This window comes from Domibacillus sp. 8LH, assembly GCF_038806185.1.
Classification (GTDB): domain Bacteria; phylum Bacillota; class Bacilli; order Bacillales; family Domibacillaceae; genus Domibacillus; species Domibacillus indicus_A.
Genome location: NZ_JAVJNG010000005.1, coordinates 100,609 through 126,364 on the forward strand (window position 1 = coordinate 100,609; position 25,756 = coordinate 126,364).

At 38.0% G+C, this 25,756-nt stretch carries 27 protein-coding genes and 3 pseudogenes; 9 read left to right on the plus strand and 21 right to left on the minus strand.

The window, feature by feature from the left end; all coding sequences use genetic code 11:
* Positions 1-89: 89 nt before the first annotated feature.
* From copZ to RG959_RS09870, 3 genes are all read right to left on the minus strand, one after another.
* Positions 90-305, minus strand: a complete 216-nt coding sequence (gene copZ / locus RG959_RS09860; RefSeq protein WP_342796955.1) for a copper chaperone CopZ — start codon at positions 303-305, stop codon at positions 90-92.
* A gap of 109 nt (positions 306-414) precedes the next feature.
* Positions 415-579 (minus strand): metal-sensing transcriptional repressor, encoded by a 165-nt coding sequence (locus tag RG959_RS09865; RefSeq protein WP_342796956.1) that lies wholly within the window; start codon positions 577-579, stop codon positions 415-417.
* A 267-nt stretch (positions 580-846) separates the two neighbouring features.
* On the minus strand, positions 847-1,149 hold the full coding sequence (locus RG959_RS09870; protein ID WP_342796957.1) for a metal-sensing transcriptional repressor: 303 nt from the start codon (positions 1,147-1,149) through the stop codon (positions 847-849).
* A 111-nt stretch (positions 1,150-1,260) separates the two neighbouring features.
* On the opposite strand from RG959_RS09870, the gene RG959_RS25590 reads away from it, so the two are divergent.
* The gene (locus RG959_RS25590) at positions 1,261-1,596 is read left to right on the plus strand and encodes a four-helix bundle copper-binding protein (RefSeq protein ID WP_483298873.1); all 336 of its coding nucleotides are present in this window, start codon (positions 1,261-1,263) and stop codon (positions 1,594-1,596) included.
* Between the two features lie 396 nt (positions 1,597-1,992).
* Here RG959_RS25590 and RG959_RS09880 read toward each other — a convergent pair.
* The 3 genes and pseudogenes from RG959_RS09880 to RG959_RS09890 all read right to left on the minus strand — a co-directional run.
* Positions 1,993-2,397 (minus strand): annotated as a pseudogene (locus tag RG959_RS09880) (NAD(P)/FAD-dependent oxidoreductase); the annotation flags it as partial.
* Between the two features lie 178 nt (positions 2,398-2,575).
* Positions 2,576-3,436, minus strand: coding sequence for an alpha/beta fold hydrolase (locus RG959_RS09885; protein WP_342796958.1), 861 nt, complete (start codon positions 3,434-3,436; stop codon positions 2,576-2,578).
* 414 nt (positions 3,437-3,850) lie between these two features.
* Positions 3,851-4,306, minus strand: a complete 456-nt coding sequence (locus RG959_RS09890) for an OsmC family protein (protein ID WP_342796959.1) — start codon at positions 4,304-4,306, stop codon at positions 3,851-3,853.
* A 206-nt stretch (positions 4,307-4,512) separates the two neighbouring features.
* On the opposite strand from RG959_RS09890, the gene RG959_RS09895 reads away from it, so the two are divergent.
* Both RG959_RS09895 and RG959_RS09900 read left to right on the plus strand, forming a co-directional pair.
* Entirely contained in the window at positions 4,513-5,190 is a 678-nt protein-coding gene (locus RG959_RS09895; RefSeq protein WP_342796960.1) for a GntR family transcriptional regulator, read from the plus strand.
* Positions 5,191-5,674: 484 nt separating this feature from the next.
* Positions 5,675-6,895, plus strand: a complete 1,221-nt coding sequence (locus RG959_RS09900; protein ID WP_342796961.1) for an IS110 family RNA-guided transposase — start codon at positions 5,675-5,677, stop codon at positions 6,893-6,895.
* A 288-nt stretch (positions 6,896-7,183) separates the two neighbouring features.
* On the opposite strand, the gene RG959_RS09905 is transcribed toward RG959_RS09900, so the two are convergent.
* The 6 genes from RG959_RS09905 to cspC all read right to left on the minus strand — a co-directional run bounded on the left by RG959_RS09905 (position 7,184) and on the right by cspC (position 10,827).
* A complete protein-coding gene (locus RG959_RS09905; protein ID WP_342796962.1) occupies positions 7,184-7,789 on the minus strand; it encodes an NADPH-dependent FMN reductase in 606 nt (201 codons plus the stop codon).
* 104 nt (positions 7,790-7,893) lie between these two features.
* Positions 7,894-8,256, minus strand: coding sequence for a DoxX family protein (locus RG959_RS09910; protein ID WP_342796963.1), 363 nt, complete (start codon positions 8,254-8,256; stop codon positions 7,894-7,896).
* A 28-nt stretch (positions 8,257-8,284) separates the two neighbouring features.
* Complete coding sequence (locus tag RG959_RS09915; protein ID WP_342796964.1) at positions 8,285-8,737, minus strand: MarR family winged helix-turn-helix transcriptional regulator; 453 nt, start codon at positions 8,735-8,737, stop codon at positions 8,285-8,287.
* 44 nt (positions 8,738-8,781) lie between these two features.
* Positions 8,782-9,549 carry a pirin family protein gene (locus RG959_RS09920; protein WP_342796965.1) on the minus strand — a complete coding sequence of 256 codons (768 nt, stop codon included), beginning with the start codon at positions 9,547-9,549 and terminating at the stop codon, positions 8,782-8,784.
* Positions 9,550-9,577: 28 nt separating this feature from the next.
* Entirely contained in the window at positions 9,578-9,931 is a 354-nt protein-coding gene (locus tag RG959_RS09925) for a DoxX family protein (protein ID WP_342796966.1), read from the minus strand.
* Between the two features lie 692 nt (positions 9,932-10,623).
* Positions 10,624-10,827 carry a cold shock protein CspC gene (gene cspC / locus RG959_RS09930; RefSeq protein WP_342796967.1) on the minus strand — a complete coding sequence of 68 codons (204 nt, stop codon included), beginning with the start codon at positions 10,825-10,827 and terminating at the stop codon, positions 10,624-10,626.
* A 178-nt stretch (positions 10,828-11,005) separates the two neighbouring features.
* On the opposite strand from cspC, the gene RG959_RS09935 reads away from it, so the two are divergent.
* Positions 11,006-11,215 carry a DUF3889 domain-containing protein gene (locus RG959_RS09935; RefSeq protein ID WP_342796968.1) on the plus strand — a complete coding sequence of 70 codons (210 nt, stop codon included), beginning with the start codon at positions 11,006-11,008 and terminating at the stop codon, positions 11,213-11,215.
* Between the two features lie 41 nt (positions 11,216-11,256).
* Here the strand turns inward: RG959_RS09935 and RG959_RS09940 are convergent, their stop codons facing one another.
* Both RG959_RS09940 and RG959_RS09945 read right to left on the minus strand, forming a co-directional pair.
* Positions 11,257-12,615 carry an RNA-guided endonuclease TnpB family protein gene (locus RG959_RS09940; protein WP_342796969.1) on the minus strand — a complete coding sequence of 453 codons (1,359 nt, stop codon included), beginning with the start codon at positions 12,613-12,615 and terminating at the stop codon, positions 11,257-11,259.
* 340 nt (positions 12,616-12,955) lie between these two features.
* Positions 12,956-13,807, minus strand: coding sequence for an HAD-IIB family hydrolase (locus RG959_RS09945; protein WP_342796970.1), 852 nt, complete (start codon positions 13,805-13,807; stop codon positions 12,956-12,958).
* An 81-nt stretch (positions 13,808-13,888) separates the two neighbouring features.
* Here RG959_RS09945 and RG959_RS09950 point away from each other — a divergent pair, with 81 nt between their 5' ends.
* A complete protein-coding gene (locus RG959_RS09950; RefSeq protein WP_342796971.1) occupies positions 13,889-14,875 on the plus strand; it encodes a LacI family DNA-binding transcriptional regulator in 987 nt (328 codons plus the stop codon).
* 139 nt (positions 14,876-15,014) lie between these two features.
* Here RG959_RS09950 and RG959_RS09955 read toward each other — a convergent pair.
* A pseudogene (locus RG959_RS09955) lies at positions 15,015-15,155 on the minus strand (transposase); the annotation flags it as partial.
* A gap of 1,470 nt (positions 15,156-16,625) precedes the next feature.
* Here RG959_RS09955 and RG959_RS09960 point away from each other — a divergent pair.
* Complete coding sequence (locus tag RG959_RS09960) at positions 16,626-17,612, plus strand: helix-turn-helix domain-containing protein (RefSeq protein WP_342796972.1); 987 nt, start codon at positions 16,626-16,628, stop codon at positions 17,610-17,612.
* Between the two features lie 32 nt (positions 17,613-17,644).
* Positions 17,645-18,217: a hypothetical protein gene (locus RG959_RS09965; protein WP_342796973.1), complete on the plus strand. Its 573-nt coding sequence runs from the start codon at positions 17,645-17,647 to the stop codon at positions 18,215-18,217.
* Positions 18,218-18,359: 142 nt separating this feature from the next.
* Here RG959_RS09965 and RG959_RS09970 read toward each other — a convergent pair whose 3' ends face one another.
* The 6 genes and pseudogenes from RG959_RS09970 to RG959_RS09995 form a co-directional block, all read right to left on the minus strand.
* Entirely contained in the window at positions 18,360-19,067 is a 708-nt protein-coding gene (locus RG959_RS09970) for an IS6 family transposase (RefSeq protein ID WP_342796974.1), read from the minus strand.
* A gap of 97 nt (positions 19,068-19,164) precedes the next feature.
* Positions 19,165-19,989: an STAS domain-containing protein gene (locus RG959_RS09975; protein WP_342796975.1), complete on the minus strand. Its 825-nt coding sequence runs from the start codon at positions 19,987-19,989 to the stop codon at positions 19,165-19,167.
* An 809-nt stretch (positions 19,990-20,798) separates the two neighbouring features.
* Positions 20,799-21,879: pseudogene (locus RG959_RS09980) on the minus strand (RNA-guided endonuclease InsQ/TnpB family protein).
* 365 nt (positions 21,880-22,244) lie between these two features.
* A complete protein-coding gene (locus RG959_RS09985) occupies positions 22,245-22,805 on the minus strand; it encodes a DUF2238 domain-containing protein (protein ID WP_342796976.1) in 561 nt (186 codons plus the stop codon).
* Positions 22,806-24,008: 1,203 nt separating this feature from the next.
* Complete coding sequence (locus RG959_RS09990) at positions 24,009-24,215, minus strand: hypothetical protein (RefSeq protein WP_342796977.1); 207 nt, start codon at positions 24,213-24,215, stop codon at positions 24,009-24,011.
* The gene (locus tag RG959_RS09995; protein ID WP_342796978.1) at positions 24,212-24,610 is read right to left on the minus strand and encodes a hypothetical protein; all 399 of its coding nucleotides are present in this window, start codon (positions 24,608-24,610) and stop codon (positions 24,212-24,214) included. Before RG959_RS09995 ends, RG959_RS09990 begins: the two co-directional genes overlap by 4 nt.
* Positions 24,611-24,930: 320 nt before the next feature.
* Between RG959_RS09995 and RG959_RS10000 the strand changes: the two genes are divergently transcribed.
* Positions 24,931-25,149, plus strand: coding sequence for a hypothetical protein (locus tag RG959_RS10000; protein WP_342796979.1), 219 nt, complete (start codon positions 24,931-24,933; stop codon positions 25,147-25,149).
* 292 nt (positions 25,150-25,441) lie between these two features.
* A complete protein-coding gene (locus tag RG959_RS10005; protein WP_342796980.1) occupies positions 25,442-25,612 on the plus strand; it encodes a hypothetical protein in 171 nt (56 codons plus the stop codon).
* Positions 25,613-25,756: the final 144 nt, after the last annotated feature.

Genomic DNA, 25,756 nt, shown 5'->3' on the forward strand with positions numbered 1-25,756 from the left:
CCGTAGGGGTATATTTTTTCGAAAAATAAAACAAATCATGTCGAGAACGTCACGATCCGTTTTATTTTTGATGAATGATCAACTTACTCTTAAGCGGGCTGATCTACATCGTACCCCTGGTCTTCAATCACATCTGTAATTTCTTTCAAAGTGGTTGTATTTGAATCAAATGTAACGTCCACTTTTTTTTCATCAAGATGAACTTTAACAGAGTCAACACCGCTTATTTTACTTACATTTTCTTCAATTGATTTTACACAATGTCCACAAGACATTCCTTGTACATTAAGTGTCACTTGTTGCATAAAAAACTCCTCCTTAAATATTCATCTAATTTCCACATCTTTATCTTACCATACCCCAGTAGGGTAGCAAATAGAAATATAATTTATTTTGTTATTTTAGAAATAGTGGTTAACACTCTTTTACAATGTTTGGATCGTCTGTTTGCCTCAACTGTTTAATTACGCAAGTGTTGATGTGACTCTCTAAAAAAACTCGGGACACAGAATCTAATGCTGCTTGAACTGCTGAGATTTGGTGTGAATTATCATCATAGTAAGCTTTCCCTGTTCTCATTTTTTTATGCCTTTAATTTGACTTTCTATTCTGCTCATTCTTTTAATGAAAGTGACTTGCAAGTTTTTTGAATAGTGTCCACTTTCTTTTTTTGCTACGACATGTTTCATCAGAAAGCATTGCCAAGCCTCTCACTTGCATACCACATCTCAATAGAAAATAAACTACTTAAAATATTGGCTTGTTAATCAAATTAACCATACCCTCGTTGGGTATGCAAAAGTTTGAAGTGAAACGCCAGCACTAACATGACTGGCTTTATACTATTTAAGACTTTGAAAAACGTTCAAAGACCTCCATTAATTCTCTAATAGCTTCATCTGCATCTCCATCTTTTATGGCATCAGACACACAATGCTGTGTATGCTTTTCTAATAAATGAAGCCCTACTTTATTCATGGCTGCATTGATAGCAGAGATTTGTGTAAGAATATCCACACAATATCGGTCATTTTCAATCATATTTTGGATACCGCGTACTTGACCCTCTATTCGTTTTAATCGGGTAATTAACTGGTCTTTATCTTTTGTCGATCTATGTGTGGCCTTTGTCTCTTCAGAGGTGCTCATATAATTATCACCAACCTGCCTTTAAAATTTTCTATGCTAATCAAATATTCACCTATACATAACGGGGGTACCATATGATTGTAACATAAAATCTTTAGGAGGAATATGAAAATGAATGAGCAATTTAAAGAATGTATCAAGGAATGTCTTGCTTGCTTAACTGAATGTAATCATTGTTATGATTCATGCTTGAGAGAAGAAGACCTGAAAATGGTTGTAGAATGTATTCGACTTACCCGGGAGTGTGCTGATATTTGTGGTTATGCTGCCTCATCTATGTCTCGTGACAGTCAGTTTTCCGCTCAAATTTGTAAGCTATGTGCCGACATTTGTGAAGCATGTGCAAATGAATGCGCAAAACACGTTAACCATCACGAGAATTGTAAAAAATGTGCTGAAGCTTGCAGCAGATGTACAGATGTTTGTAGAAGTATGGCAGTTAGCTGATCAAGAAAAAAATTAAATTTTGGAGCATCTTTATAACAACTCAAAAGATCAAACAGGGTAAATCTTATTCGTTTAATCCTGTTTGATTTTTGATATACAAACATTCAATTTTCACTTTAAATACCTCCGATAATAGAAAAAAGCAAAACCCTACCTAATTTTAGGTAATTAGTTTTGCCTGATTAAACAGTTACAATCCGCCGCTTTATATGCTTATTTCATTTTAGCGAGTGCTTAATAAATTTTTACACCTATTCTGACAATTACTCGTAGGCAGTTGACGTCCCTAAATCCTTAACTGTAATACTCATATGGTCCATTCTTCCAGACATTGGGTAGCACGCTCATAACTGCAATCATACCTGCTGCCCAAATACCATCAATATTTGTTTTTCATTCTGGAGTTACATCAAGAATTGTTTTTAACTTCGGCTCAGTCCCCAATTTTGTGACTAATCCTGTTTTTTCAGCAATATCAACTAGCATGCCGGTGGCTACAATAACATGATTTTCTTCATATTCCTGTTGGTCAGCTTCAACTTTAAAACCATCTTCAGATTTAGTAATATTCGTTACTGTAGCCTCTACGATTTCAGCACCAAATTTGCGAATCTGGTCTTTACCTGCTTTGACTAAATTGGGACCGTTGATTTCTTTAACACCGTAATCATTTTCAATCCATGCTCGTTTGGTTACACTTTTATCATTATCAACGACTAGCGTTTACTTCCCGGCTTTTGCTGCAAATAAGGCTGCACTCGAACCAGCAGGGCCAGCGCCAATGATTACAACATCATGCATCTTAAAACCTCCAGTATTGAAATTTTAAAATCAATTGCTAATTGAGTTTTATCATCCAAGTACTTCTGTTCCATTAGCACCACGCGAATTTACAGCTTTAAGTAATTTGGATACAAACAATATTAACTTTTACCATGTCAATCTGTAACTCGCTGTCCCGATTTCTATCTTACAATTATTACTTTAGACGTTCTCCTAAAAATTGTTTTATCAGATTAGCACTAGTTTCTAATTCTTCTTCTAAAGGAAAATGTCCCGTATTTAATAAATGAACCTCACAATCTTTTAGATCTTTTTGGTAAGCCAAGGCTCCTTCTGATCCAAAGAAAATATCGTTTTTCCCCCATGCTACTAATGTAGGAGGCTGATATGTTCTAAAGTATTCCTGCCAGTTAGGATACTGTTTAAGGTTGTTTCGATAATCATAAAATAGTGCAAGTTGTATTTCTTTATTGTCGGGACGATCCAAAACGAATTGATCCATATTCCATGCATCAGGGCTAATCCGTTCAGGGTTACGAGTACCATTTGTATATTGATATTTTGTAAAGTCCGCAGATAAAAGAGCGTTTAAATTATTTTTATTTTCCTCAGTAGGCTTTTCCCAATAAGTCCGTATAGGATCCCAAGCAGGCAATAAGCCTTCCTCATAGGCATTTCCATTTTGAGTGATAATAGCTTGAATTCGTTCGGGATGTTTCGTTGCTATTCTGAATCCTACTGGTGCGCCGTAATCGTGAACATAGATACTAAATTTATCTAATTTTAATTTTTGTATAAAATCATTTAATAGTTGAGCTAAGCTATCAAAAGTATATTCAAATTCATCCATTTCGGGCTGATCACTATTTCCGAAACCTGGATAATCTGGCGCGATAATGTGATATTCATCCATCAATTTAGTTATCAAGTTTCGATACATATGAGAAGAAGACGGGAAACCATGAAGCAATAAAATTGTAGGATTACTTGTATTACCGGCTTCTCGATAAAAGATATTAATGTCATTAATACTTACTGTTTTGTATTGTACGAACATGCTTTCACCTCAAATTAGTTTATTATTTCGATGACCTATTTTACAATAATTTGTAATACTAATAGCTTCTTTTCATTTTAAAAATTATAATGAAAACCCGTTCTTACAACCTCTCGCAGATTTAACTGCTGCATTAGTACCAGATCTATTTGTTAATTTCCTAACTGTTTCATGCAATGACTTCTGAGTTTATCGATTAAATACACTTGCTGCTGTCAATCAGCTCTTCAGCTCTGACCAGATAAGCAATACTGTACTGAAGCACTAGTTGTCCGACCTATATTAGGCAAACACCCGTTACTCGCTTGCACCAATTGAATCTGAATTTTTGGTTTTCAATTCCTGTTTTGTTAGTAAGCCTTACAATTTCACCTTAATCTTTTTAGCAATATCCAATTTGCGGCTTCCGAGCATTTACTGATTTTCTTCTCCAGATGCTACAGATACTTTTCCCTCAAGATCTATTTGAACATCTGCTTTTTTTAACATATTTCCGATAGCACATCCTTTATCTGCAGCCAAAATTGTTCTATTAGCTGATTGGACCTGCTCTTCTGTTGCATTAGCAGAAAGAATAATATGCGGATAATGGATAATTTTAAATCCTTCTTCCTTTGAATTGGTTGCTTCTGAATCCATTGTCAATCCAGCTACAGGTAATTTTCTTGTTTCAAGCATGGCAACAAGAGTCATCGAATAACAGGCTGCCGCAGAGGTGACAAGTAATTCCTTTGGTTCTGTGCCTTCTCCACTGCCGCCTAAAGACTCCGGTATCGCGATGTTTGTTTCAAGATGAGCAGCTTTAACTTTTCCAGCACCTTTTGTATTTCCATTCCAAACAATCTTTAAATTCGTTTTTAAACCAACCATAAATGTCACTCCTAAATTATATATTTTTATGTTAACTAGTTAATTAGTTAACTGTACATAAATTCTATGTCTTAGCAGGATTGTTGTCAACTGCTCTTTATTAAACGGATGAAATATCCTGGAGGGGAACTTGATTTTTTAACATTTGTTCACTAAGCTAAACATATCTAGCTTGTTAGTTAACCCAGAAAGTTGGTTGTACAAATATGGAATATTCCAGCTCGCTTTTTAAAATTGATTCTCGGTCTCCTTTACCTATCAACGTGCAGATCAGAGAGCAGATCAAATGGTTAATCGGAAAAGATTTACTCAAACCGGGGGATACCCTTCCTTCGACCAATGAATTAGCGGAACAACTGTCCATTAACCGAAATACGATTCAGGGAGTCTATACTCAACTAAAAGAAGAGGGCCTTCTACTTATACAAAAAGGACGGGGAACACAAGTTGCCAGCGAGGAAGACATTGCGAGATTTAAAATCCAAAATCCTTATTTTTCTTTTGTAGAACAAACAATCAAGGATGCCTCTGAATTGGGTTTCAATATTGAAAATGTGCTGCTATCCAGCTTTGCCTACATGAAACTATTCGGTCAGGCTTCTAAAAAAAATTTGCGTTATCTCTTTGTTGAATGCAAATTAAGCTCGTGCATCTTTTATTTGGATGAAATAAAACGGATGACCTCTGCAGACATTCATACGATCGATGTGTCATCGTCAAGAGAAAATGCCCTTATTGAAGCCATTCATGATGCAGATGTGATTGTGACGAGAGCGGACCTTGCGGAGAAGGTAAAGAAATTTGCCAATGTCGCTCAAAAAACCGTTATCTCTGTGGGTTCCACAAATGATGTTTCACTTCTACTAAACATGATAAGACAGTAACATCCAGGAAGTATGGAGAAGATGCCCATCTTCCGACTTTGCTATAACCAAGCCGGGTCAGTCGCTCGAACGATTATAGGAAGATGACTCGCCACCCTTTACCCTGATCAAAGCTGGCGGGTCAAATACAATACCTGCTTCCGAAACATCAGATTATACTGAGCATGGATCATTTCATTGAGGAATTAGAAAGCTACATAACATACTACTATAGCCCAAACGCATTAAGGCAAAATTAAAACATACTAAGCTTAGTAGTACAGGCCAATACAATGGCTTGTGCTACTATTTTTTTATAGTAGAAGTGAAGAAGAGGTCGATCATGCCCTGGGACCTTGAGTTCGTAATTAAAACTGATCGCCTTCACTATCCTTATATAAATCAGTTTAGTATGTTGGATCCGTTGAGATCGTGTATAAGAAAAGGGATACGATAAGGAATTGTGAAGACTTCTATTACATTACATGATGAGGGAGAATCTATTATGCCACATGTACTTGCGTTCGATGTTAGTATGGGAAAAAGTTATTTCGTCATTTATGCCTCACAGAAGTCCTGTCTGTCAGAAGGAGAAATCCGTCATCAGCGCCTAGATTTTGATAAGCTTTATGAAATGATTGCACACTTGATAAAAGAAGCAGGTTCGTATCCAGAGATTGTATTTGAAGCAACGGGTGTGTATTCGGCACAGCTAGAACGCTTTATGAATGATCACGGTTTTCCCTATACTCTTCTAAGTCCCTTGGAATCCAAGCTTCAAATGGCTGGCATGCGTATTCATAAAACTGATAAAAGCGATGCACATCAAATCACACGCACACACTTTACAGCCGAGCGTCGCATAAAGTCATCACAGGACTCTTATTTCGAAGAAATGCGTGCCCTTTCCCGTTACTACGCTGAACTAGGAGAAGATTTATCAATTCTCCGCAACCGAATTCATGCGATGGTTCAGCTGAGTTTCCCCGAATTAGAAGCTTTATATAAAACAAAATCTGAACTGTACTACCAGTTACTCCTTCAATATCCACATCCTTTTTTTGTCCTCGCACAATCCAAAACGGTGCTCCGAAACCGTATTTTAAAAAGTACGGATCAAAACATGTCTGGAAAGAAAGCAGAAGAACGTGCAAGTGATTTGATGGAAGCTGCGAATGCCTGTTATCCAGCAATTTCAGAAACCGATCCCCGTCTTGACCAATTGCGGGATTATACAAAAAGGTATCTAGAACTTGTACATCAAAAAGAAGCCGTCATAAAGAAAATGGTAAACCTTTCAGAAGAGCGAAATGAATACAGGATTCTGACGTCTATTCCTGGTATCGGTGAGACTACAGCGGCCCGGCTCATCGCAGAAATAGGTGATATCAACCGATTTGATAATCATAAGCAGCTCAACGCGTACGCTGGCATTGATATTCGGCGCTTTGAATCCGGAACACTCTTTTACAAAGATAAAATTAATAAACGAGGTAATAAAGAATTGCGGAAAATCTTATTCAATATGGTTCAGAATATGATTAAAATGAGGCGTTTTGGAGGTAATCATTTTGTGGAGTATTACGACAGATTAAAAACCCAGCCCTATAACAAGTGTTATAAAGTGGCATCCATCGCATGTGTGAATCAGTTCTTGAAAGTGGCTTTTCACCTTATCACACACAAACTAGCCTACAACTATGAGACCGCTTCAACCTGCTTGTAATTAGCTAAAAAAGTGATAGCTTAAACAGCCTAGCGAAAAAAATGATAAGTCGTTAGGTGTATTTGATCTGCGCATATATATTTTTGAAGGAAGGGGTACCCCTTCCTTCAAAAATATATTAAAAAGATTGAGTAAAGTACTTGACTAGACGTAAGAAGGGCATGAGCCCGGTTCAATACCGGATTCATGCCCAGGAAGCTGCCTAATACTCGTGTCTAATTTTTTGGGTTCAGATCATGTTTTTCTGGCCCTTTGTTTTATTCCTTTTAGAATCCATTCGATTTTAAATTATTTTCTCAAGGTTTTTAATGCCCCGCTCCAAGCGATAACTTGATCAAGCATGGCATTTACATTATTAAGATGTAATTCAGCTGGCTTAAATGTAGTATAGTTTTCAAAGTCAGTAAATAAAGACAATGTAGGATGTACACGAACATCGGCAATCATCAATTCACCCATGATCCCGCGTAAATGTTCGGCTGCACGAGCACCGCCCGTTGAACCGTAACTTACGATACCGGCTGCTTTGTTATTCCAGGCTTCACGAGCTGAATCAAGGGCATTTTTCAGAGCTCCTGTTATGCTGTGATTGTATTCTTGAGCGATGAACACAAATCCATCCAGGCTGTTCAGCTTTTCATTCCAAGCTGCAATTCCTGGTTCTGTTCCATCCGTTGTTCCTACAAATGGCAGCTGGTAATCCGCAATATCTACGATTTCGTAGTTTGCATCTCCGCGTTGATCCGCAATATCTTTAATCCATTCTCCTACCTGCGGGCTAACCCGCCCTTGTCTTGTACTGCCTAGAATAATACCTACATTTAATTTCTCGTTTGTCATGGTTTCTGTCTCCTTTTTATATAAACTTCCAAATTTTTTGGATATAAACCCCATTTTAATTACCACCTATTATTTTTTACGTGTATTTGATTCGGAACTCTTGTTAACACAGGTGAAACCAGTACATAAAATTATAAGTTTCTTCCCTGTACCATTTTCTAATTTCTTAATTTGTCTGCTCTTTTCCCAAGAAAAACAACAAGGCTTAAGAGGAAGAAGACCAATGCAGGCATAGCTACTCCCATTCCCTGACCTGCCATAAGGTGTGAAATAGCAGCTCCAAGCATAAGTAATACAAGTCCTCCAGAAGCCAATACCGCTATGTTTTTCTTCCAAAATCCAGCCAAAAGCCCAAGAGTTCCTGCTATTTCACAGATCCCCACAAAATACATAAATCCTAATGGAAAACCTAACGCCTCAAAGGTTTGAACCTGCATTTCATTTCCTGTCAGCTTCATTAAACCAAAAGCGGCAAAACCAGCCACAAGTAAACCCTGAATAATCCGAATAACCCACTTCATTTTTGTTTCTCCTCTTGTCTTCTCTTTGTTATGGTTTTAAATTTTTTGCACCCAATCCTATTTGCTTTAATAAATGAGTAAGCTGCTCTTTCTCTTCGTTCGTAATAAATGAAAGGTTTTCTGAAATTGTTTCAACATGTTTTGGGAAGATCTCATCAAAAAGGGCTTTTCCTTCCTCGGTCAGAACGACAGTAGATGCCCGTCTGTCATTAGGGTTTAGCTCTCTTTTCACGAACCCTTTCTTTTCTAACTTATCTACGACATAGGTGATACTTCCACTAGGAATAGAGAGTGTCTCACTAATTTTTTGAACAGGATGAGGGCCTTTATTGTAGAGCAATTCAAGAATCATAAAATTCTCTATACTAATTCCGTGTCCTTTTATATCTTTTATGACATGATCAAAAATAACTTTACTTGCCTTCATCCAGACTCGGTAAAGCCGTAAATCAATCCGGCTTTGTTCATCTCCTTGATACATTCAACGAACCTCCTATTACGATAACTTTAAAATGACCATTTAAGTTATCTTGGTTTTCTGTATAGAGGATAATCTACTTCAACTGGCACCTCAATGAGAAATATTCGAAGGTCTTGGTCTGCAGCCTGAATGGCTATTTCTCCAGCCTGACCTGACTGCACGATCACAAAATCTTTATGTGCAAAATGGGCTGGTGCATGTGTGTCTAATGAAAAAGCGCCATTGCCTCTGATCGCTAAAGCAGCTAATGTCCGATTAGGTGAAAGAGCATATTTATAAGCTGCACCATTTCTAATTTCAACATCGTACATTTTAGCATCTGTCACGAGATTGATTGGTGAGTGTTCACCTAGTATCGTTTTAACCATTACACCGTTTTCTGAAGTAACTATGAAATCTTCATGAACGTATTTTGAGTAAGTAGGTGTTCGCTTTATGGCTTGACTTAAATGCGGCTCCAGCCAAATTTGAAACCCTTCATACGGCTCAAGAATAGATTCGGCATGATGCACACCTGAGCCAGTTTGCATCACTTGAACACCACCAGCACCTACTTCGCTAGTCGTACCAAGCGTATCCTGGTGACGACCTCTCCCCTTAATGACATAGGTTAATATCTCAAACCCCTGGTGGGGATGAAAGCCAATACCGCCTTCGCCTGTAGATTTTGCCCATGCCCAGTAAAATAATGGTCCCAGCCTATTTATTAGTGATCCTTCGCCAGAAAAACCAATCGGTTTTTGTTCTGTTATTTTTCCGTTATCGAATTCGCCATATGCCTGATCCTGCGGTTTAATCATTTTAATTTCCATGTTAATCCCCTCCTTTGTGTCAATAGGCTTAAATCAATGATCCAAAATTGATAAGTAATACAATGAGTCCAAGAATGAATAAAACGATCGGCATCATCATTTTGTTTGCAGGATCTTTCACTTTAATGTGTGTAAGAATAGCTCCCGCCATTGTTGCAACGATTAACAAACCACCCCATGCAGCCAGTTGAGTATTCCAAATGCCCAAAATGACTAATGCTGCCGCAATAATTTCAATCAGACCTGTAAATACCCTAAAACCTCCTGGAAGTCCATAACGCCCAAATTCATCTACCATTTGTTTGGAACCGAACTTCATAAAGCCAAACATTAGGAATCCTAATCCTAATAGGACTTGGAGAATGATCGACAAAATACTCATTAATTTTCTCTCCCTTTTTCGTCGTGCATTTTATCCTAATATTATTTATACTAACATTAGGATTAAATTTATCCTAACTATAGGATATTATTTTGTCAATAACATCTTAAATTTACTTTTTGAAAAGATTTTAGTCAGCTACTATCCCTAGAGAAAAAACAGGCGTCATGCTTTCATTAACAAGGGATGACGCCTGCTTTGGTTTGGATGCCGGTCTTTGAATGCAACATATTGGATCTTTATATTATATTTAATGTAACAAAATGAACGAAAAAGGAGGGATTTTTATGGTTGCCAGCAAGAGCAAAACAGCGTGATCCGATCTGAAGATTCTCTACCATAAAAAGTTTGTGAAATAATGTACTTAAAGTAACGGGGGCAAGAGTTTAAAAACCGGCTGCTGTTCCAGCCGGTCTTTTTTCTTCTTTAACTAAAGAGCAGGCTAGTGAAAAAAGAAAGAATAAAATGTAGTTGTATTCGAAAAGAAAAATGAATAACTTATATACATTCCACACATTGTCAATCCTGTATGTTATACTGTAAACAAACCTTTGAAGCTTTAAATCTTTTTCTATTACCTGTACCATCTCCCTACTCGAACGTTGAGTAGGGTTTTTTGTTGAGTATTTTATACAGAGAACATAAAAAAACAGGCCCTATATAAAGAGCCTGTTTGTATAAACGATTTAAGATTAAGCAGCTTTTTGAACGTTAGTTGCTTGAGCTCCACGAGCACCTTGCTCAACGTCAAACGTTACTTTTTGACCTTCGTCTAAAGATTTGAAACCGTCACTTTGGATTGCAGAGAAGTGGACGAATACATCGTCTCCATTTTCACGTTCGATAAAGCCAAAACCTTTTTCTGCATTAAACCATTTAACTGTACCTTTTTCCATTTTTGTTGCCTCCTAGTGCGTTACCACACATTGTATTACTATCCCTGCTCAAAGTATTTATCAAGACGAAAAGTCGATATTCATACTATCCTTTACACCGAACAAAAATAATTCTTCTTTATCATAGCAGGAAACGGAAATAATTGCAAATTAATATTATATTTAGCCATGGCATTATTTGTTAGTTCCGCCCCATGCAAGTTGGGGGAAACTTGCTATGGAAAAGGCAAAAGAACGTTACCCTAATTCTCAAGTTTATGATTATTTACATGTAGGAAGAGAAAAGCGCCTGAATTCTTCAGTTGAAACGTTCAAATTATGGATAAAGGAAAACAATAGAAAGTTTGAAGTGCTTGGTGAACCTCTCCACCTAAATCAAAGATTTTGATGGAGCATCCCTTATCTTGAATACAGTACAGCATCAGCGGATTAAGCTTCCTCCGGAAGCCCGAGTGCACGATGGAGACTAATGAACGAAGACAAGGTCTGTGATGTTCTTATTGCCAGCTCAGGAACTTTTGCCTGAAGAGACAACCATTTCGTTTCCGAAGTGGATTTTTGAAAAACCCGAATAAAATAACGGGCTCCGATATTATAAGAAGCGGATAAATCCGCATGATAGACTTTGCCGGTTGAAAATACGGCAAGATCTTTTTGGGGGTTCCGTTCTACTTTTCCAGAGCCGTCGAACGCCAGAGCACTGGTGTTTCGCGGATTGATCCGGGAAATGCGCATACCCAGGCAGTGCGCCATTTCTTCCACTTTGTTCTGAATACCTATTTTCCGCCACCTGTGAAGCTTGAAACGAAGTTTCCTGGCTCCATAAAACCCCTTTGGGATTTTCATTCTTCCCAAGTACTCGAATACGATAACGTCACAGCCATGTTTTGCCGCGAACTTTACAATTTCATGGCTTGTGTGGCGGACAATATGCTGCTGGTACCCATTGATCTGCCGCCAAAAATTCGGTGCATGAATACGGCCGCTTACCCGCTGGGCTTTCCGCAGTTTGTTCGTTAGCGTCTGCAGACGGTCTTTTTCTTTAGGCTGGTCAATAAATGTCCGGCCTAAGACAGTGCCTTTTGCATCGATAATTGAACAAACGGCAGAATTCGTCAGTCCGAGATCTACCGCACACACTTTTTGTTCTTGAATAGGCGTTTTTGTTAAAGCAACTTTGTTTTCATAGCTGACGGAGAGAAAGAATTTCTTTCCCCGCTTAATCAGCTTAGGATTGTTCTCTTTCCACTCCCAAACACCGCGTTTATAAAGGTCCTGCCCTTTAAATTCGATATCTGTCCATACCCAGTCATTCTGGTGGAACACCTTGATTTGCGCAGTCGTATCAGATGTTCTATTGAACATATTCCCTCGATAAAAAACAGGGAATTCTTTATGTTCTGCCTGCAGGCGCGGAGGCTGTTTCTTAAATCTTTTTCCTTCGGAAAGAGCATACTTCTGCTCTTCTTCCCAGTTTTGGTAGTTAGAGCGGAAGCTCTTTACTTTGCCGAAAGCAGACGCGATGGCACTTCTGCGGAAATAGGAAGGAAACTTGTAAAAACGCTCGTTAAACCCTTTGTATTTTGGAAGAGGGTTTGACTTGGTTGCGTGAATCAGTTTTTCCACTGCCGGCACAATCGACTTTGTTGTCAGGCGTTCAATATCATCAAATTCTTTGTCAATGACCTCAATTATATAAGCCAAAGCGTCATTGTAAATATCCAGCGTAGCATGGAAGATTTCCGTCTGGTTTGTAATTTTGTGCAGCAGCGACTTCGCAACTTTCATGATCAAACCCTCCTTTCCATTTTGTAGTCCTTATGATAGGTTGATCGTATCAAAGTGGAAATCAATTGTAAAACGAAAAGGGAATCAATATGAATGATGATAAGCAAGAAGAGGCAATGGGTCTAATATAAAAATATATAGCAGAATAGGAAGAATTAAGACCTTAGCGCCTAACCCCCGCTAAATCGGAGATTTTGAAGGGGAATGCGGTGCTAATTTTTTGTTCAACTATTTAGCAATGGCCTTACTAAAAAGTCATTTACCCTCCTCTTTAAAAAGAAGAGAAGGGTAAATGACTATATGCAAGAAAGCTCCATACTTTAAGAAGCAGGTAAAACGCTCATTCACGTGCTTTCTCAAAATTAAAAATAAGCTGGAGTGTTTCCATAATGCCTTTAGCGTAAGGAGAAGCAGTCACGTTAGAATGTAATTGTTTCGCTTCCGGTGTCGCATTTTTCACTAGATAACCATGCTGGACAGCTTTTAGCATATTAATATCATTTCCGCTGTCCCCAAATGCAATCGTCCATCTGATCGGCACATTATAATAATTGCTCATAAACTGAACCACTTCACTCTTGCCGGTACCAAGCGGGATAAAATCAACGTCAAAAGCATTTTCCGGATCGCCGGCTTTCGGATTGCATCGGTTAATATTCAAGCCAATCCCATTAATTCGGGCCAAATGCTTGATAATACTTAGATCGTACCGGCTTCTCGTTTCAGAACTTATAAAATAATAGTAGTTCCATTTGTACTTTTTTTGTCCGAACTGCGTCTGCTCGATCAGCTTAATTCCATATTGATGAAAAAGCTCACGCTCAAGCTCCACTATTTTCTTCCCGGAAAAGCCGGATTTTCTGATCTTTTTTTCCCACGACGAGTTGCTTTTTAACTGCCCTTGCTTATTAACCTCATACAGTTCTGTTCCAAGGTTACCTGCAATAAAGTGGGGGCTAAACGTCATTCGAGCTCGCTCCATCTTTTGAATAACTTCCGGTAGTCCGCTGCCCGTCACCCAGATAATTTTAATAAACTGCTCGCGTGCAAGCTCCTCAAGATACTCCTCCAGCTCGTAGACGTGTTCCAGTAGTTCCTGTGTACATGCATGCGGATAATACGTTTCATCAAAGTCAAAAAACAGGAGATGATCTGTTCTCTCATGGCCTGTAAAAGATCCTTTTACTCTCATACTTGACACTCCTTTCTACTCACTGTTAAAAAGATAATAAATGGGATCGATCCCATGTCAATACTTTATTTGAGGTGTTTTATGGTTAACATTTATGATATTGCCCGTCTAAGCGGCGTCTCAAAGTCAACGGTTTCAAGAGTAATCGCCAACCAACCGTATGTTTCAGAGGAAAAAAAGAACAAAGTAAATAAAGTGATAGAAGAGCTGAATTATAAACCTAATTCTCTCGCCAGGCAGTTCCGCAAAAAACAAACAAACTGTATCGGTATCCTTGTTCCCGATCTGGATCATCCGTATTTCAGCCAGCTGGTTGGCATGCTGTCACTGCGATGTCATGAAAAAGGATTTAAGCCTGTTGTGTATCAGACTTTTTTCAACGAGGAATTAGAAAAGGAGGTTTATGCAAAGCTTCAAAACAGAGAAATGGATGGGCTTATTTTAACCTCCACCCTTCTGACGGAAGAGGAGCTCTCCACGTACGTTGAGAATCATTTCGTAGCAGCCTGTAATGAAGATTTTGAGGGTAAGTACTTTAGTGTATTTTGCTTGAACGAGGAAAAAGCCATTTTTGATGCGACGATGTATCTTTTGAATAAAGGAGTCACAACGCTTGGGTTTTGTTCAGACAACTTACATACTCCTTCACAGCAAGCAAGGTTGAGAGGATTTATTTCAGCCCATGAGCAAAAAGGAATCGACTACAATGAAAACCTTGTGTTCAAACAAATCGCGACAATAGAAGATGGCATTCAATTAGGCCAATCTTTGTTTGAAGGTCCAGTGAGAATAGAAGGAATAATCGCCGGAAGTGATTTTGTGGCAGCTGGTATGCTTAAATCGTCCGCTGAAATGCATATACGTGTCCCAGCTAATTTCTCAATCATTGGGTTTGACGACCATCCGATCTCATTGGTCTCAACTCCTCCGCTTACAACAATTTGTAATCAGATGCAGGAGATGGGAAACGATTTGATCGACTGTATAACAAAAATGATTAAAGATCAGCAAGCCATTTACACGAAGAAAGTGTATGAAGGAAAGCTCATTCTCAGACAATCCACCTAGTTACCTGCATTTATTCGATTGATTACTAAAAGATTTTTTCTACACCCTAAACAAGGCGTTGACAGACTGTAGACAAAGTGGTTTTCAAATCTCCGATTTGAGGCCGCTTTGTCTTTTTTATTCATTTTAGCAGCTCTGTTCAAGCTGGCTGCACGGGTTTCCACGACCAGCTGGCCAGCTTTTTAAGGTTCATGGCAACGAAAGTAAGCATCGCCTGCATGGATAATTTCCCCAGACCCCTGAGGGTTGTCCATCGCATGCCATGCTTCTCTTTCGCATCCTTTTCACCTCTGATATTAACTATTATATTTTCTTAGGTTTGTATATTTATCAAGGAATTATATTATTAAGTTGCCGTTGCCCGGAAATTTAAATTTTATTTCTGATTATACATTGTATTGAAAAAGCCAACACGAAAGGAATCGTATGGACTCTCATTTTAACTGCCTCTTTGTTTTAATCATTACGGATAAATAAAAATAAATATGATAAATATTTAAAATAAAACAATAAAATTGTATATAATTATTTAAAATGATAAAATTATATTAATCAATAACATACAGAACAAAAAAATACATATTTAATTATTAGAATGAGAGAAGGAAAACATCAACATACATATGCTTCATGAAACAAGAAGAGATAAAGAAAAGAAACGGATGGACTCTTCCTTGAATATTTCAGTACGAGGAATGGGAAAAGGATGAAGCAGCATCCAGTCGTCAAAGTGCTCTTTTCGGATGGCCGCTGGCAGTTTGCGTTTTTTTTCTATAGGAAGTGTTGGTGAACCAATTTGGGAAGGAACATCATTTCACGATCAAGGAAGTTTTACTAGAAATGATTAGTGAAGTTGATTAACGCATGTTATTTGCGTAAACCTGTGTGGAAATTCGCTTAAATTAAAAAAACAGCCAGGCGAGTACCTGACTGCAAGAAACGTTTCGTCGTAGGAGTTGGGATGTAAATGCGAAACAGTACCAGTATAAACAGAAGAAAATTTTTTTATACCGTGAACATGCTCGAGCTTGTAAGTAACAATTCTAACCAGTAGTTGGCCGTAACTGTAACTGTTAACGAACCACATCTACAAAAAATAAAGTGGTTAGGCAAATGAAACATACTGGCTATTGTTCTTGCCGTTCGCAAAGTTCGATTGCTCTCTGTAAGAGTTGGATATCTATTTGGATTTGCTTTTTAAGAGTAATGTCTGGGCACCGCCTATGTTCGTCAGCTAAGAGGCATAATTCATTAGAAAAGATATTTACTACTTCTTTCATAGCAATAGCTCCGCTCTATAAGGGGGTAGTTGTTAATCTTTCTTGCAAAAGCAGCCATTAAAAAAACGGGAATGTATCCCGTTTTAGCTGAAGTATCTGAGATGTCATTCTAATGTTTATATACCCGATTTTTAGAAAAATATGCCAAAAAAAGAGCCCAAGAACCAAAGGATCTTCGGGAAAAAAGATGAGTTAACGTTAGATGGGGGTAGTACTTGATACTTTACTGATAATACCCCACAGAGCTGGAAAGCAAACCAATATTTCTCCTTGAAAAGCGGAACAGCCGTTTTATCAGCTATTCCGCTTTGGGAAGGACCTGATTGTATAGCTACCCGTTATAGGAACTTTCAAACAAATCAACGGCTGCTTGCGAATTTTACAATGATAAAGTGAGTTGAAAAGATACGTTTTAATCAACCATACGTCTATAAAGGTAAATTGTATTTTTGAAAGGATCTGTCAAACCCATGCAAACAAACCAAGAGAAATACTATTCAACAAAGGAAGTCGCAGAGATGATTGGCCGCTCTGTTTCTACAGTCCATGCTTATGTCCAAGAAGGAAAGCTAAAATCTGTGAAAGATCCGTGGGGAGGTCATCAAGGGCTTCTTTTTTCTAAGGAAGCAATTGAACAGCTCATTGAAATCATGCCGAAAACTCCGGAAGGTTTAACATTGAACCAAGCGGCGGAGTATCTGCAGACAAACCGGAATTTTATTGCCGCTTATATTAAAGAAGGGATTCTTCCTGCTTCTGAAGGACAAGTAAAAGGGCGAACAATTCCCCTTATTCAAGAAAGCGATCTAAAAGAATTCAGTGAGCTGCACGAAAAGAAAATCTGGGAAGACCGGCTTTCACAGCGGCAATACTACAACAAAAAAGCGAAAGAAGCCGTGTATCAGCGCTTTTCTTCTCCTTCCATTCCAGAAGCAAGACTGATGCGCAAAGGTTTAGGGGACTGGTACTTTATCGTGCCGGGAACGGATGACACTTTTAGCTATATGGAGGGCATTTATACACATAGGTTAACACCTGACTATTCCATTGAGATGGGTAAACGCAGCACGAAGCCTGGATATGCGGTGCTCAATCTGCCGGCAGTTTATTCCCTCACCTACCAAGTGATGGATCTACTTCATCAGCAGGTTCCGGTGGCCAACCTATATATGGAACGGTTAAAGGACCGCTGGATCATCCATATGAAAGATGCCCGATTAAATGGTGTCTCTGCTGAATTAGCCGATTTTATTAAACGTTCAGCTAAACAAGGGCGCGTTCGGTATGTTCCGGAATATGAGGCGCTCAGCATTGAATCGGAGGAGGAATTGCTGTCGGTTTCCTTGTCCGTGGATATTAAGGACTGGCTTCGGAAGAAAGGTGAACAGACAGGCAAGAGTATGCAGGATATTGCCGCAGAGATCTTGGAAGAAGTATATCAACGGGAAAGAAACTGAATTCAATCGGTGACAAGAAAGAGGAACAACTAATGTTTAAAATTAAAACCTTTTTAGAAAAACACTCATATGAACGTGCAAACTTAAGCAGTATTGGGAATACAAGAGAAGATTATATTGGATTAGAGGAATCATCCAAGTTAAAGGATTACTTTATTTATAGAGACTTTACTCCTGAATATATTCAGATGCTCGTGACCATTCAATACAAGGATAAAATAGTAGTAGGAATCGACGGATTAAATGGGTTAGATTTGTGGGAGCAAACTTATTTAACTGCGATTAAACAATATCTAGAAGCACGAAATGCTGAAACTATGTATGGTATTGATCCCGTAACACTGAAATTACAATCAATAGATAACACATTCTTGCACTTTATCGTTAAAAGCGATTGGGAACCAAAAGATGTTTATGCTGAAGGTGTACTTCCTGAAAAAGAATTTTTGGAAGCTTTGTTAATGGAAGCGGAGCATTTTTGGCAAGTGCTGCTTGAGCACAAAGTATTTGAAGGAGAAAATAAACGTGAAGATACCCCGAGTGACTATCCAGCACAAATGATAAAAGAAGTGAAAAAACTTCAAGAACAAGTTAAATTAATATAATAAAAAGAGAACGCTATGTTAAAGACATCTAAATATTAAGAGTAAAGATAGTAAGGTTTGAATATTCCTACTATCTTTTTGGTTCTGGTGCAAAGATTAGATTTGTTAAAAAAGCATATAGATTTCCTAACTGAATTTCTTCTTAAGCAGCGATTCCAAATAGTTTATGGATGATTTTCACTTGATTTTGGGCAGACTTGTCCTGTAAAACAAGTTGCCCTTTTTTAACCATACGTATCGCTTCTATTCCAGAAATCACGGCCTTTGCTGTTCGAAAGGATTTGAACCCTAACATCGTACGAACTCGCTTCTTGATAAACCGATGATCTTGTTCGACAATATTATTGAGATATTTAACTTGTCTTATTTGAATGCCTTCAGGAATCTTTTTCTCCTGTTTCAGTTGTTGAATGGCGACTGGATAGGCTGGGTTCTTATCAACTGTTATGACACGAGGCTTCGAAACATGAAAAGACCGCAAGGCTTTCTTGAAAAAGCGCTTTGCAGCCTTTTGATCTCTTGTTTTGCTTAGGTAAAAATCGATTGTGTTTCCTTCGGAATCCACTGCACGATACAGATACATCCATTGTCCTTTTACCTTGATATACGTTTCATCCACTCTCCACGAGTCATTGGTTTGTTTGAGATGACGACGGATCCGTTTGTCTAATTCAGGACCATACTGATGAACCCAACGCATGATCGTTGTATGAGCAGCGAATAGCCCCCGTTCTTCCATCATTTCCACTAAATCACGAAAACTGAGGCTATACCGTAGGTACCATCTTACCGTTAACAAAATAATGTCAGGCTGATAATGTTTCCATTTGAACAAATCTTCCTTTTCCATACCGATCACACACCTTTTTTAAGAGTAATAGTATCAGTATGTCCATGATTTAGAGCTTACTTGCAACTGTCTTGAAGTTTTTGCACCAGAACCCCCGCTAGCATATTAAATATTCTTTTAATGCTTGCTGCAGTGTGCCTAGTGTTTTTATATTTGGATCAAATGAGAGTCCCGTATGGATCATTTTTCGCACTACTTCTGCTCTCAATCCTGTAATAACCGTATTACATCCCATCAGGGAAGCACCATCAATAATTTTCGTTAAGTGATCAATGACCTGGGGTTCCATATCTGCAATTCCTGATAAATCCATAATCAAAGCCTGGATATGTGATGCCTCAATTTCGGTTAAAATCTTTTCCTCAAGAATAGATGTTCGAAACGTATCAACCGAACCAATCACAGGCAGGATACAGACAGAAGTGTTGATTGGGATAATAGGAACGGATAGATTTTCAACCAGCTTCCTTTGAGCTTTAATCAGAGAATCCTTATATGTAGAGTAACTAATAAAAAAGGCGTTTAGAAACGTATCAACTTGATTATTGATTTCTTTCTCCAAACGGAAGAAGTTAGACGTTACCTGTTCATTTGTCAAATCATTATACTGTTCTATGAAATTCCATATCGTTCTGCGGATGGCCTGCACCCACTCTAATTTGAAGGATAGGTCAATGGAATGAGTGGCCCATGCTATACCTTCCTGTTTTGCAAACAATTTAAGTTCTTTTTCTTGTCTATCGATAATATAAACAACCAGCTTATGGGCATTAGTGACAAGGTCAATATTGCCGATGGATAGAATTTCATCAATTTTGTCTTTTACATTTACAGCCTCTTTTAATAACTTCTGTTCAAATTTCTGGCTGTTTTTTCCGAAAAATTCTTTTAGTTTAAATGAATAACTAAATGCTTCGCCCATTTTGCTTTCCCCCTCTGTAGGTTGTTTCAAAAAAATATTGCTAATTTCTATTAAATCACAATACTAAGAAAATTAATATTTCATACCTCGATAGATTTTACCTTATGGAGTGTAGTATTAGTGTTTAACTGCTTTTTGTTCTTCAACTAATGGGAATGGGATGTTTAAGTTAAAGAAGGGGTAAAGCAAAGGGCCAAGAAATCGCGCCTCTTTTTCTTTTGATAAATTACTAACACTGTTGTTCAGCTGAGTTTAAATATTAAAAGTACAACAACTCAAATTGTTACTCAACAGTACGTCTAAAAAGGGAAATTGTATTTTTGAACAAAAAATTAACGCCGCATTCCCCTTCAAAATCTTCGATTTAGTGGGGGTGGGGGTTAGGCGCTAATTTTTTGTTCAATCACATGGGCTTTCAAGCAAAGAAGCATTGCGTTATAGTGAAGAGTTAAATAAGTTAATTATCCATGCCCAGCTCCAAAATCGAAAAGTTCCTTGTCGCACTTAACAAGGCTGCCTCAACTTTACATATTAATTTAAACAGTCAGATTCATTCGCTTGGCTGCTTTTTTGTTTTCAATTTCTATCACGCATATTCTTTCTTTTGACACTCCCACGGCTAAAGCCGCAAGCCCTTCACCTTGCGGTGAAACGGGTGGGATTCTGAAGTGCGAATGCGTTCACTGTCCATTTCTGTTTAGAACTCGCCTTCAGTTAAGGGCGGTGTCATCAGCCCGTCCCGCTTCGTTTTGTATGCCTTCGGCATACATGTACCTTACAGGCGGTCCTGCTGTTACCACAGGACTAGGTTAAGCTGCTTGCTTGTTTTTCTTTTTTGAAAGGCCGCTGATGGCTTTCGAAATATTAATGGCCGCATTTGCATCAGCATGAAGTGTATACTGACATTTGACACACGCAAACGTGTGTCTTTTTCTATTCTTTTTGTCTACATGGCCACATTTACATGTTTGAGAGGTATGATGTGGATTCACATATTCAACTTGAATCCCTGCCATTTTGGCTTTGTATTCAATAAACTGCTGAAGCTGATAATGTGTCCAAGAGTGCAGATTTCTGCCTGCGTCTTTTTTTGATTTGGCTTTATACGGCGAATGCCTGTCAAATCTTCCATTCGAATGCAGCGAACACCGTTCTCTGCAGCGAAATGAACGATTTGTCGGCTTATTTTATGGTTCAGATTTTTCATCCATTGGGATTCTTTATTTTTAGAGGCTTTAATAACAGAAAGAAGCTTATTTCTTCCTAAGGTTTTTCTCCTTGAAGAGAATGTTCTTCGAATAAAAGCAGCCTCATTTCCTTTGAAAAACAATGAATTTGTCCCTATTGAAGCAACAGCTAAATAATTTAGCCCTACGTCTACACCCATCACTTTAGAAGAAGAGGAAACAACCTTCGGTTCAAAAGAAATTGCCACAGACATATACCATTTCCCTTTTTTCTCATAAAGCTTGCCGGCACCCAATTTTGCTTCGCCGGACAATATTTTATCAAGCCAATGCTGCTGATAGAGCTCTGCCACAACGGGAACACCGACTCGTTTCTCTAATGTAGGAAAAGAGAGTTTGTATAAACCGTTTTCTTTTTCAACTTTTAAATTTTGGTTGTTAAAAGTACACCAAAAACGGCGAAAGGTTTTTGCTTTTTGATTTTTCTTTTGTGACTTCACTTCCCGGATGGTTTGGTTGACAATGGCCGAAGGCAATTTGTCCGCAGAAAAAGTTTGTAGACCTTCGAAGTGGCTTTTGAAAGTTCATCATACTGAAGAAGCCAATTGGAAAAGCCGGTGTTTAATTCGGTCATTTTGCAGTAAATCTGTTCTTTTGCATGGGTTGTCTTCATTAGTTCCAGCTTTAAAGAAATTGTTTCCATCCAATTCCTTCTTTCCGAAAAATTAGGTTGTACCAATTATACCAAACAAACGTTTTGTATACAAAAGAGATAAGCTAAAAGAAAAAAATCGAACCTTTGACATGTCTGAAGACATGCCCGGTTCGACCTCGCTATCATCCCACACCTGAAGGAGGGGGCTTTCCCGCTCGTAAGGTCTGTAATGAAATACACTTTATCAATGCTTACTCCAAGCAGGAACCTCTGTTCACTATGCTAACTCTAAACCCGGGCGTATCTCTGGATTTTTTTACGCAAATCCCAGGACTTCTTCGCTTCCTCTGCTGAGTAGTTTTTAATATCCATGCTGTCACATTCACATTCTCGCAAAACAAAACTTATTTGTTTCAGCTGGACTTTTTTCTAAGCCCTGCATATCTAGCTACGATTAGTGCTCCCGTTAAACCAGCCAACATATCTTTCATCGTATCCTTATTGCTTTCTCCTTGCAAAAAACCTATAACAGTCCCGGCAAACTCAGCGCTTTCCCACAGAACACTGATCGTTACTGAAAATGATAAAGCAAACAAAAAGATCATCCATCGCGAAACTCCTCTTTGTAACCTCTTTGGCAGAAGAAAATTGTAAATCGCTGTGCCAATGAAGCCTGAAAAGGAACCACCAAAGAAATGAAGCATTGTATCCCACCATAAAAAGCGATCATAAAATTTTAAGACGGCTCCCAAAAAAAGCGTAATAAATAAGAAAAGATAGTAGCTGATAATCAAAGGCAGGTTAAAAGGATGCTTTTTTAAAAATAAAAGGAAAATAGGCAGCGCACTGCAAAAAATCATACCAAGTCCGGCCGGCCAGGTAGAGAAATTTCCATTTAACATGTCTCGAATCACCACTACTGTTACTAGGACAGCAAATGTGATACTTAGAAACAAAATAACTTTCTTTTTCAAGCCATCACCATCTAAAAAGTTTTTGTTAGTATGTCCTATAAAGGCCGTCTCAACTCGATAATTAGAGCAGCTGCCCTTTTATGCAAATCCCCAATGCTTTTTGCATTCCTTCAGCCAGCCTGCCGGCAAATAAGGATAACGTTCGATAATATGCTGATCTGTCAGTCCTTGTTTCATAAAAGCATCAATTTGCCCTTTATTTGATCTGTCAGCAAGTACGGGCTCATTATTTTATTTTTTGCGTTAGAAAAGTGTTCGGAATCTTTTTCTTCTGCTTTTTTGAGGTAATCCGGCCGCTTTCCCGCAATCCGTTCTTCTCAATAAGCATCCATTTTTTCCTTTGGCCATGTCTGCGTTTCAACAGCATTTCGATAAGTCATGTTATTACCTACGTATTTTTTGTATAAGCATTTCTCAAACGGTTTATACTGGTATTAATCCTTTCAACTTCATACGGCTAAGAATCGCCTTCGTGTCTACAGTCAGGTTCTTGCCTGGCTGTTTTTTGTTCAAAGTTGATTAGTTTGTTTATTTGTAATTAAAATGGAAATGAATCAAGCAACCACTCCCTAGTGGTTTAGGCTTGTCTGTCTGAGAGTATTTGCTTTCAGGCTTATTTGTTTTCGACAAACTGTTAACTTACTTATGAGATTTTCATGAATAATTTCTCTAAAAACGGTCATCCTCATGCTAGTGAAATCTTTAGGAGGGGTTATTATTTTTTATTCACTCTTTTTACTTTTATATTTTGTGAATACATTAATTGTTCTAGCTTGGCTTCTATTTCAATATCAGGGTTACAGGTCTAACAGTAAACTTAACAGGCCTACGCCAGAAGATGAGAACAATGAGTTGAAAGATAAATGATGCCCTGCCTCTTTTACTGTTTCAATTTACTACTTATTAAAGTCTGCATTATATGGAATACAGGCATACGCTGAACTCGAGATTTATCTGTATTAAATTTTCTCAAACGATTCATAATAGTAACGCCAACTTCGATGCTAACTCCAAAGAAGCCCATGATTTTTGCAGTCAGGCCCCCTCGCCTGGCTGCTTTTTGTTTTATTTGCATAAAAGGCTCTACAATAACGTATAATAGTTATGCTTTATACAGTTTAGATTTTGCTTCTTAGGATGCATATGTCACATATGAAAAGTCACCCCTATTATTTGCAGTCAGTCGCCACCTGGCTGTCTTTTTTATGCAAATCCCCACCGCTTCTTTGCCTCCTGCAGCCACCCTATCGGCAAATGAGGATAACGGTTAATAATGTTTTCTTCGGTTAATCCTTGTTTAAGATATCGTTCGTATTGTTGCTTATTTGGTCTTGTCAGACACAGCTCATTTCTTTTGCGTTCACCATTTTTAGAAAAACGAAGAGCATCATTTTGTTCTGCTTTTTTCACATAAACCGGCCTCTTTGATTCAAACTTTTCTTTACAATAGGTTTTAGCTTCTTCTGGTGTCCATTGCTGTTTAATGACTGCTCCACGGTATCCCATTGTTGTTTTCTCCCTATCAATTCTTTAAACCATTGCTCATCCTTTGTTAAAAGTGCCAGGTCAATGAGTGCTGACTTATCCTGATGCTTGTCCCAAAAATCATCAATTGGTTCTAATTGCTCTTCTGTAAAGATGCCGGGTACTGGTTTTCTAAACTCAAATTCACCGTCTTTGATCCGTATTACTTTTGTGAGTTCGATCTCATATCCTTGAAACCCGCTTTGCACAATACTGCTCACATAACCAATTACCGTCATACCGCCAATTTGTACTTTCCTCCACTCTCCTACTTTCAACAAAGTTTTCACCCCCCTAGTTTTCTTACTTTCTTTATTTCACTTTTTCTCTGAATTTATTCCTTCTAAAAAATTAAGATACAAGAATATTCTTAACTGGGAACGCTTGTATAATTTGCTATCAGAAGTATTCGGAATAAGATAGAGTGGAGCTTTACCTAATCTCCCACCCTCGCCAAGGCTGCCACCCCTTTTATTTTATTTTTTGGACGTACTGTTGAGTAAAAAGTACTAAAATGTGTTATTCTAGAATGATAGGCATCTATTGGATTCTTTGAGACTTTTCTTAGTCACTTTCCTTTGATGGGAAAGGGGGTGATGAAATGTCCCTTGAAAGTATAAAGATGATGTTAGAGTTTATGCAGCATCATAGGAATACTGAAATCATTTATACTTTCAAAAATAACAACCATCCTGTAGCTTTAGTTTGCTTGAAAAACATTGGTATAATACAAATTGTATTTTCTCAACTGCCACATGAAATCAGCTACTACCATGATGTAGATGAAGCTGCATCTGTTATCGACAAACTAATAAATTAAAAGCTTTTTATATTAACTCCTTTGAAATTTCAGAGGAGTTTTTTAAATGCACAGTTTCGGTCAATTATTGAGGAGATCAAAGCTCCTCCCGCTTTGATCAAGCCGCGCCGTCCTGCTCCTTCATCTTTTGGCAGATATTCCTCTTCGAACTACTCTCCCAGTGTGATCAACAAGGTTTTCCATCTAAAAAAAGCCATTTTAGGTCTCCTTTTTCATAAACAAAAACGTTTATTCCCCCAAAAATTGGGTAACTTAAAATCGCGATATTTGTGTGTCTGGAGGTTTTCTCAATATGTCTTCAAATGAACTCTTTTTATGGTTATTTTTATCAATTTTAGAACTCGTTCTTATCTTTCCAATCATTTTAAGAATGATGAAGTTACAAGGCTTTTCGGAATCAAAAAATAAATTTTTGGATAAGAACATTCAAAAGCTTGAAAAAAAAGATAAATCATCTGATTAGGGTGCGTTCATATTTGTTTTACTTCTTAAACAGAAAAATGTACGAAATTGAACTTACTTTCCCATATTCATCAATTTTTTTGCATATTTCTCTACAACCACTGTTAAGAAGAAAGTACCCTCTGTACTAATTAATACCGTCCTG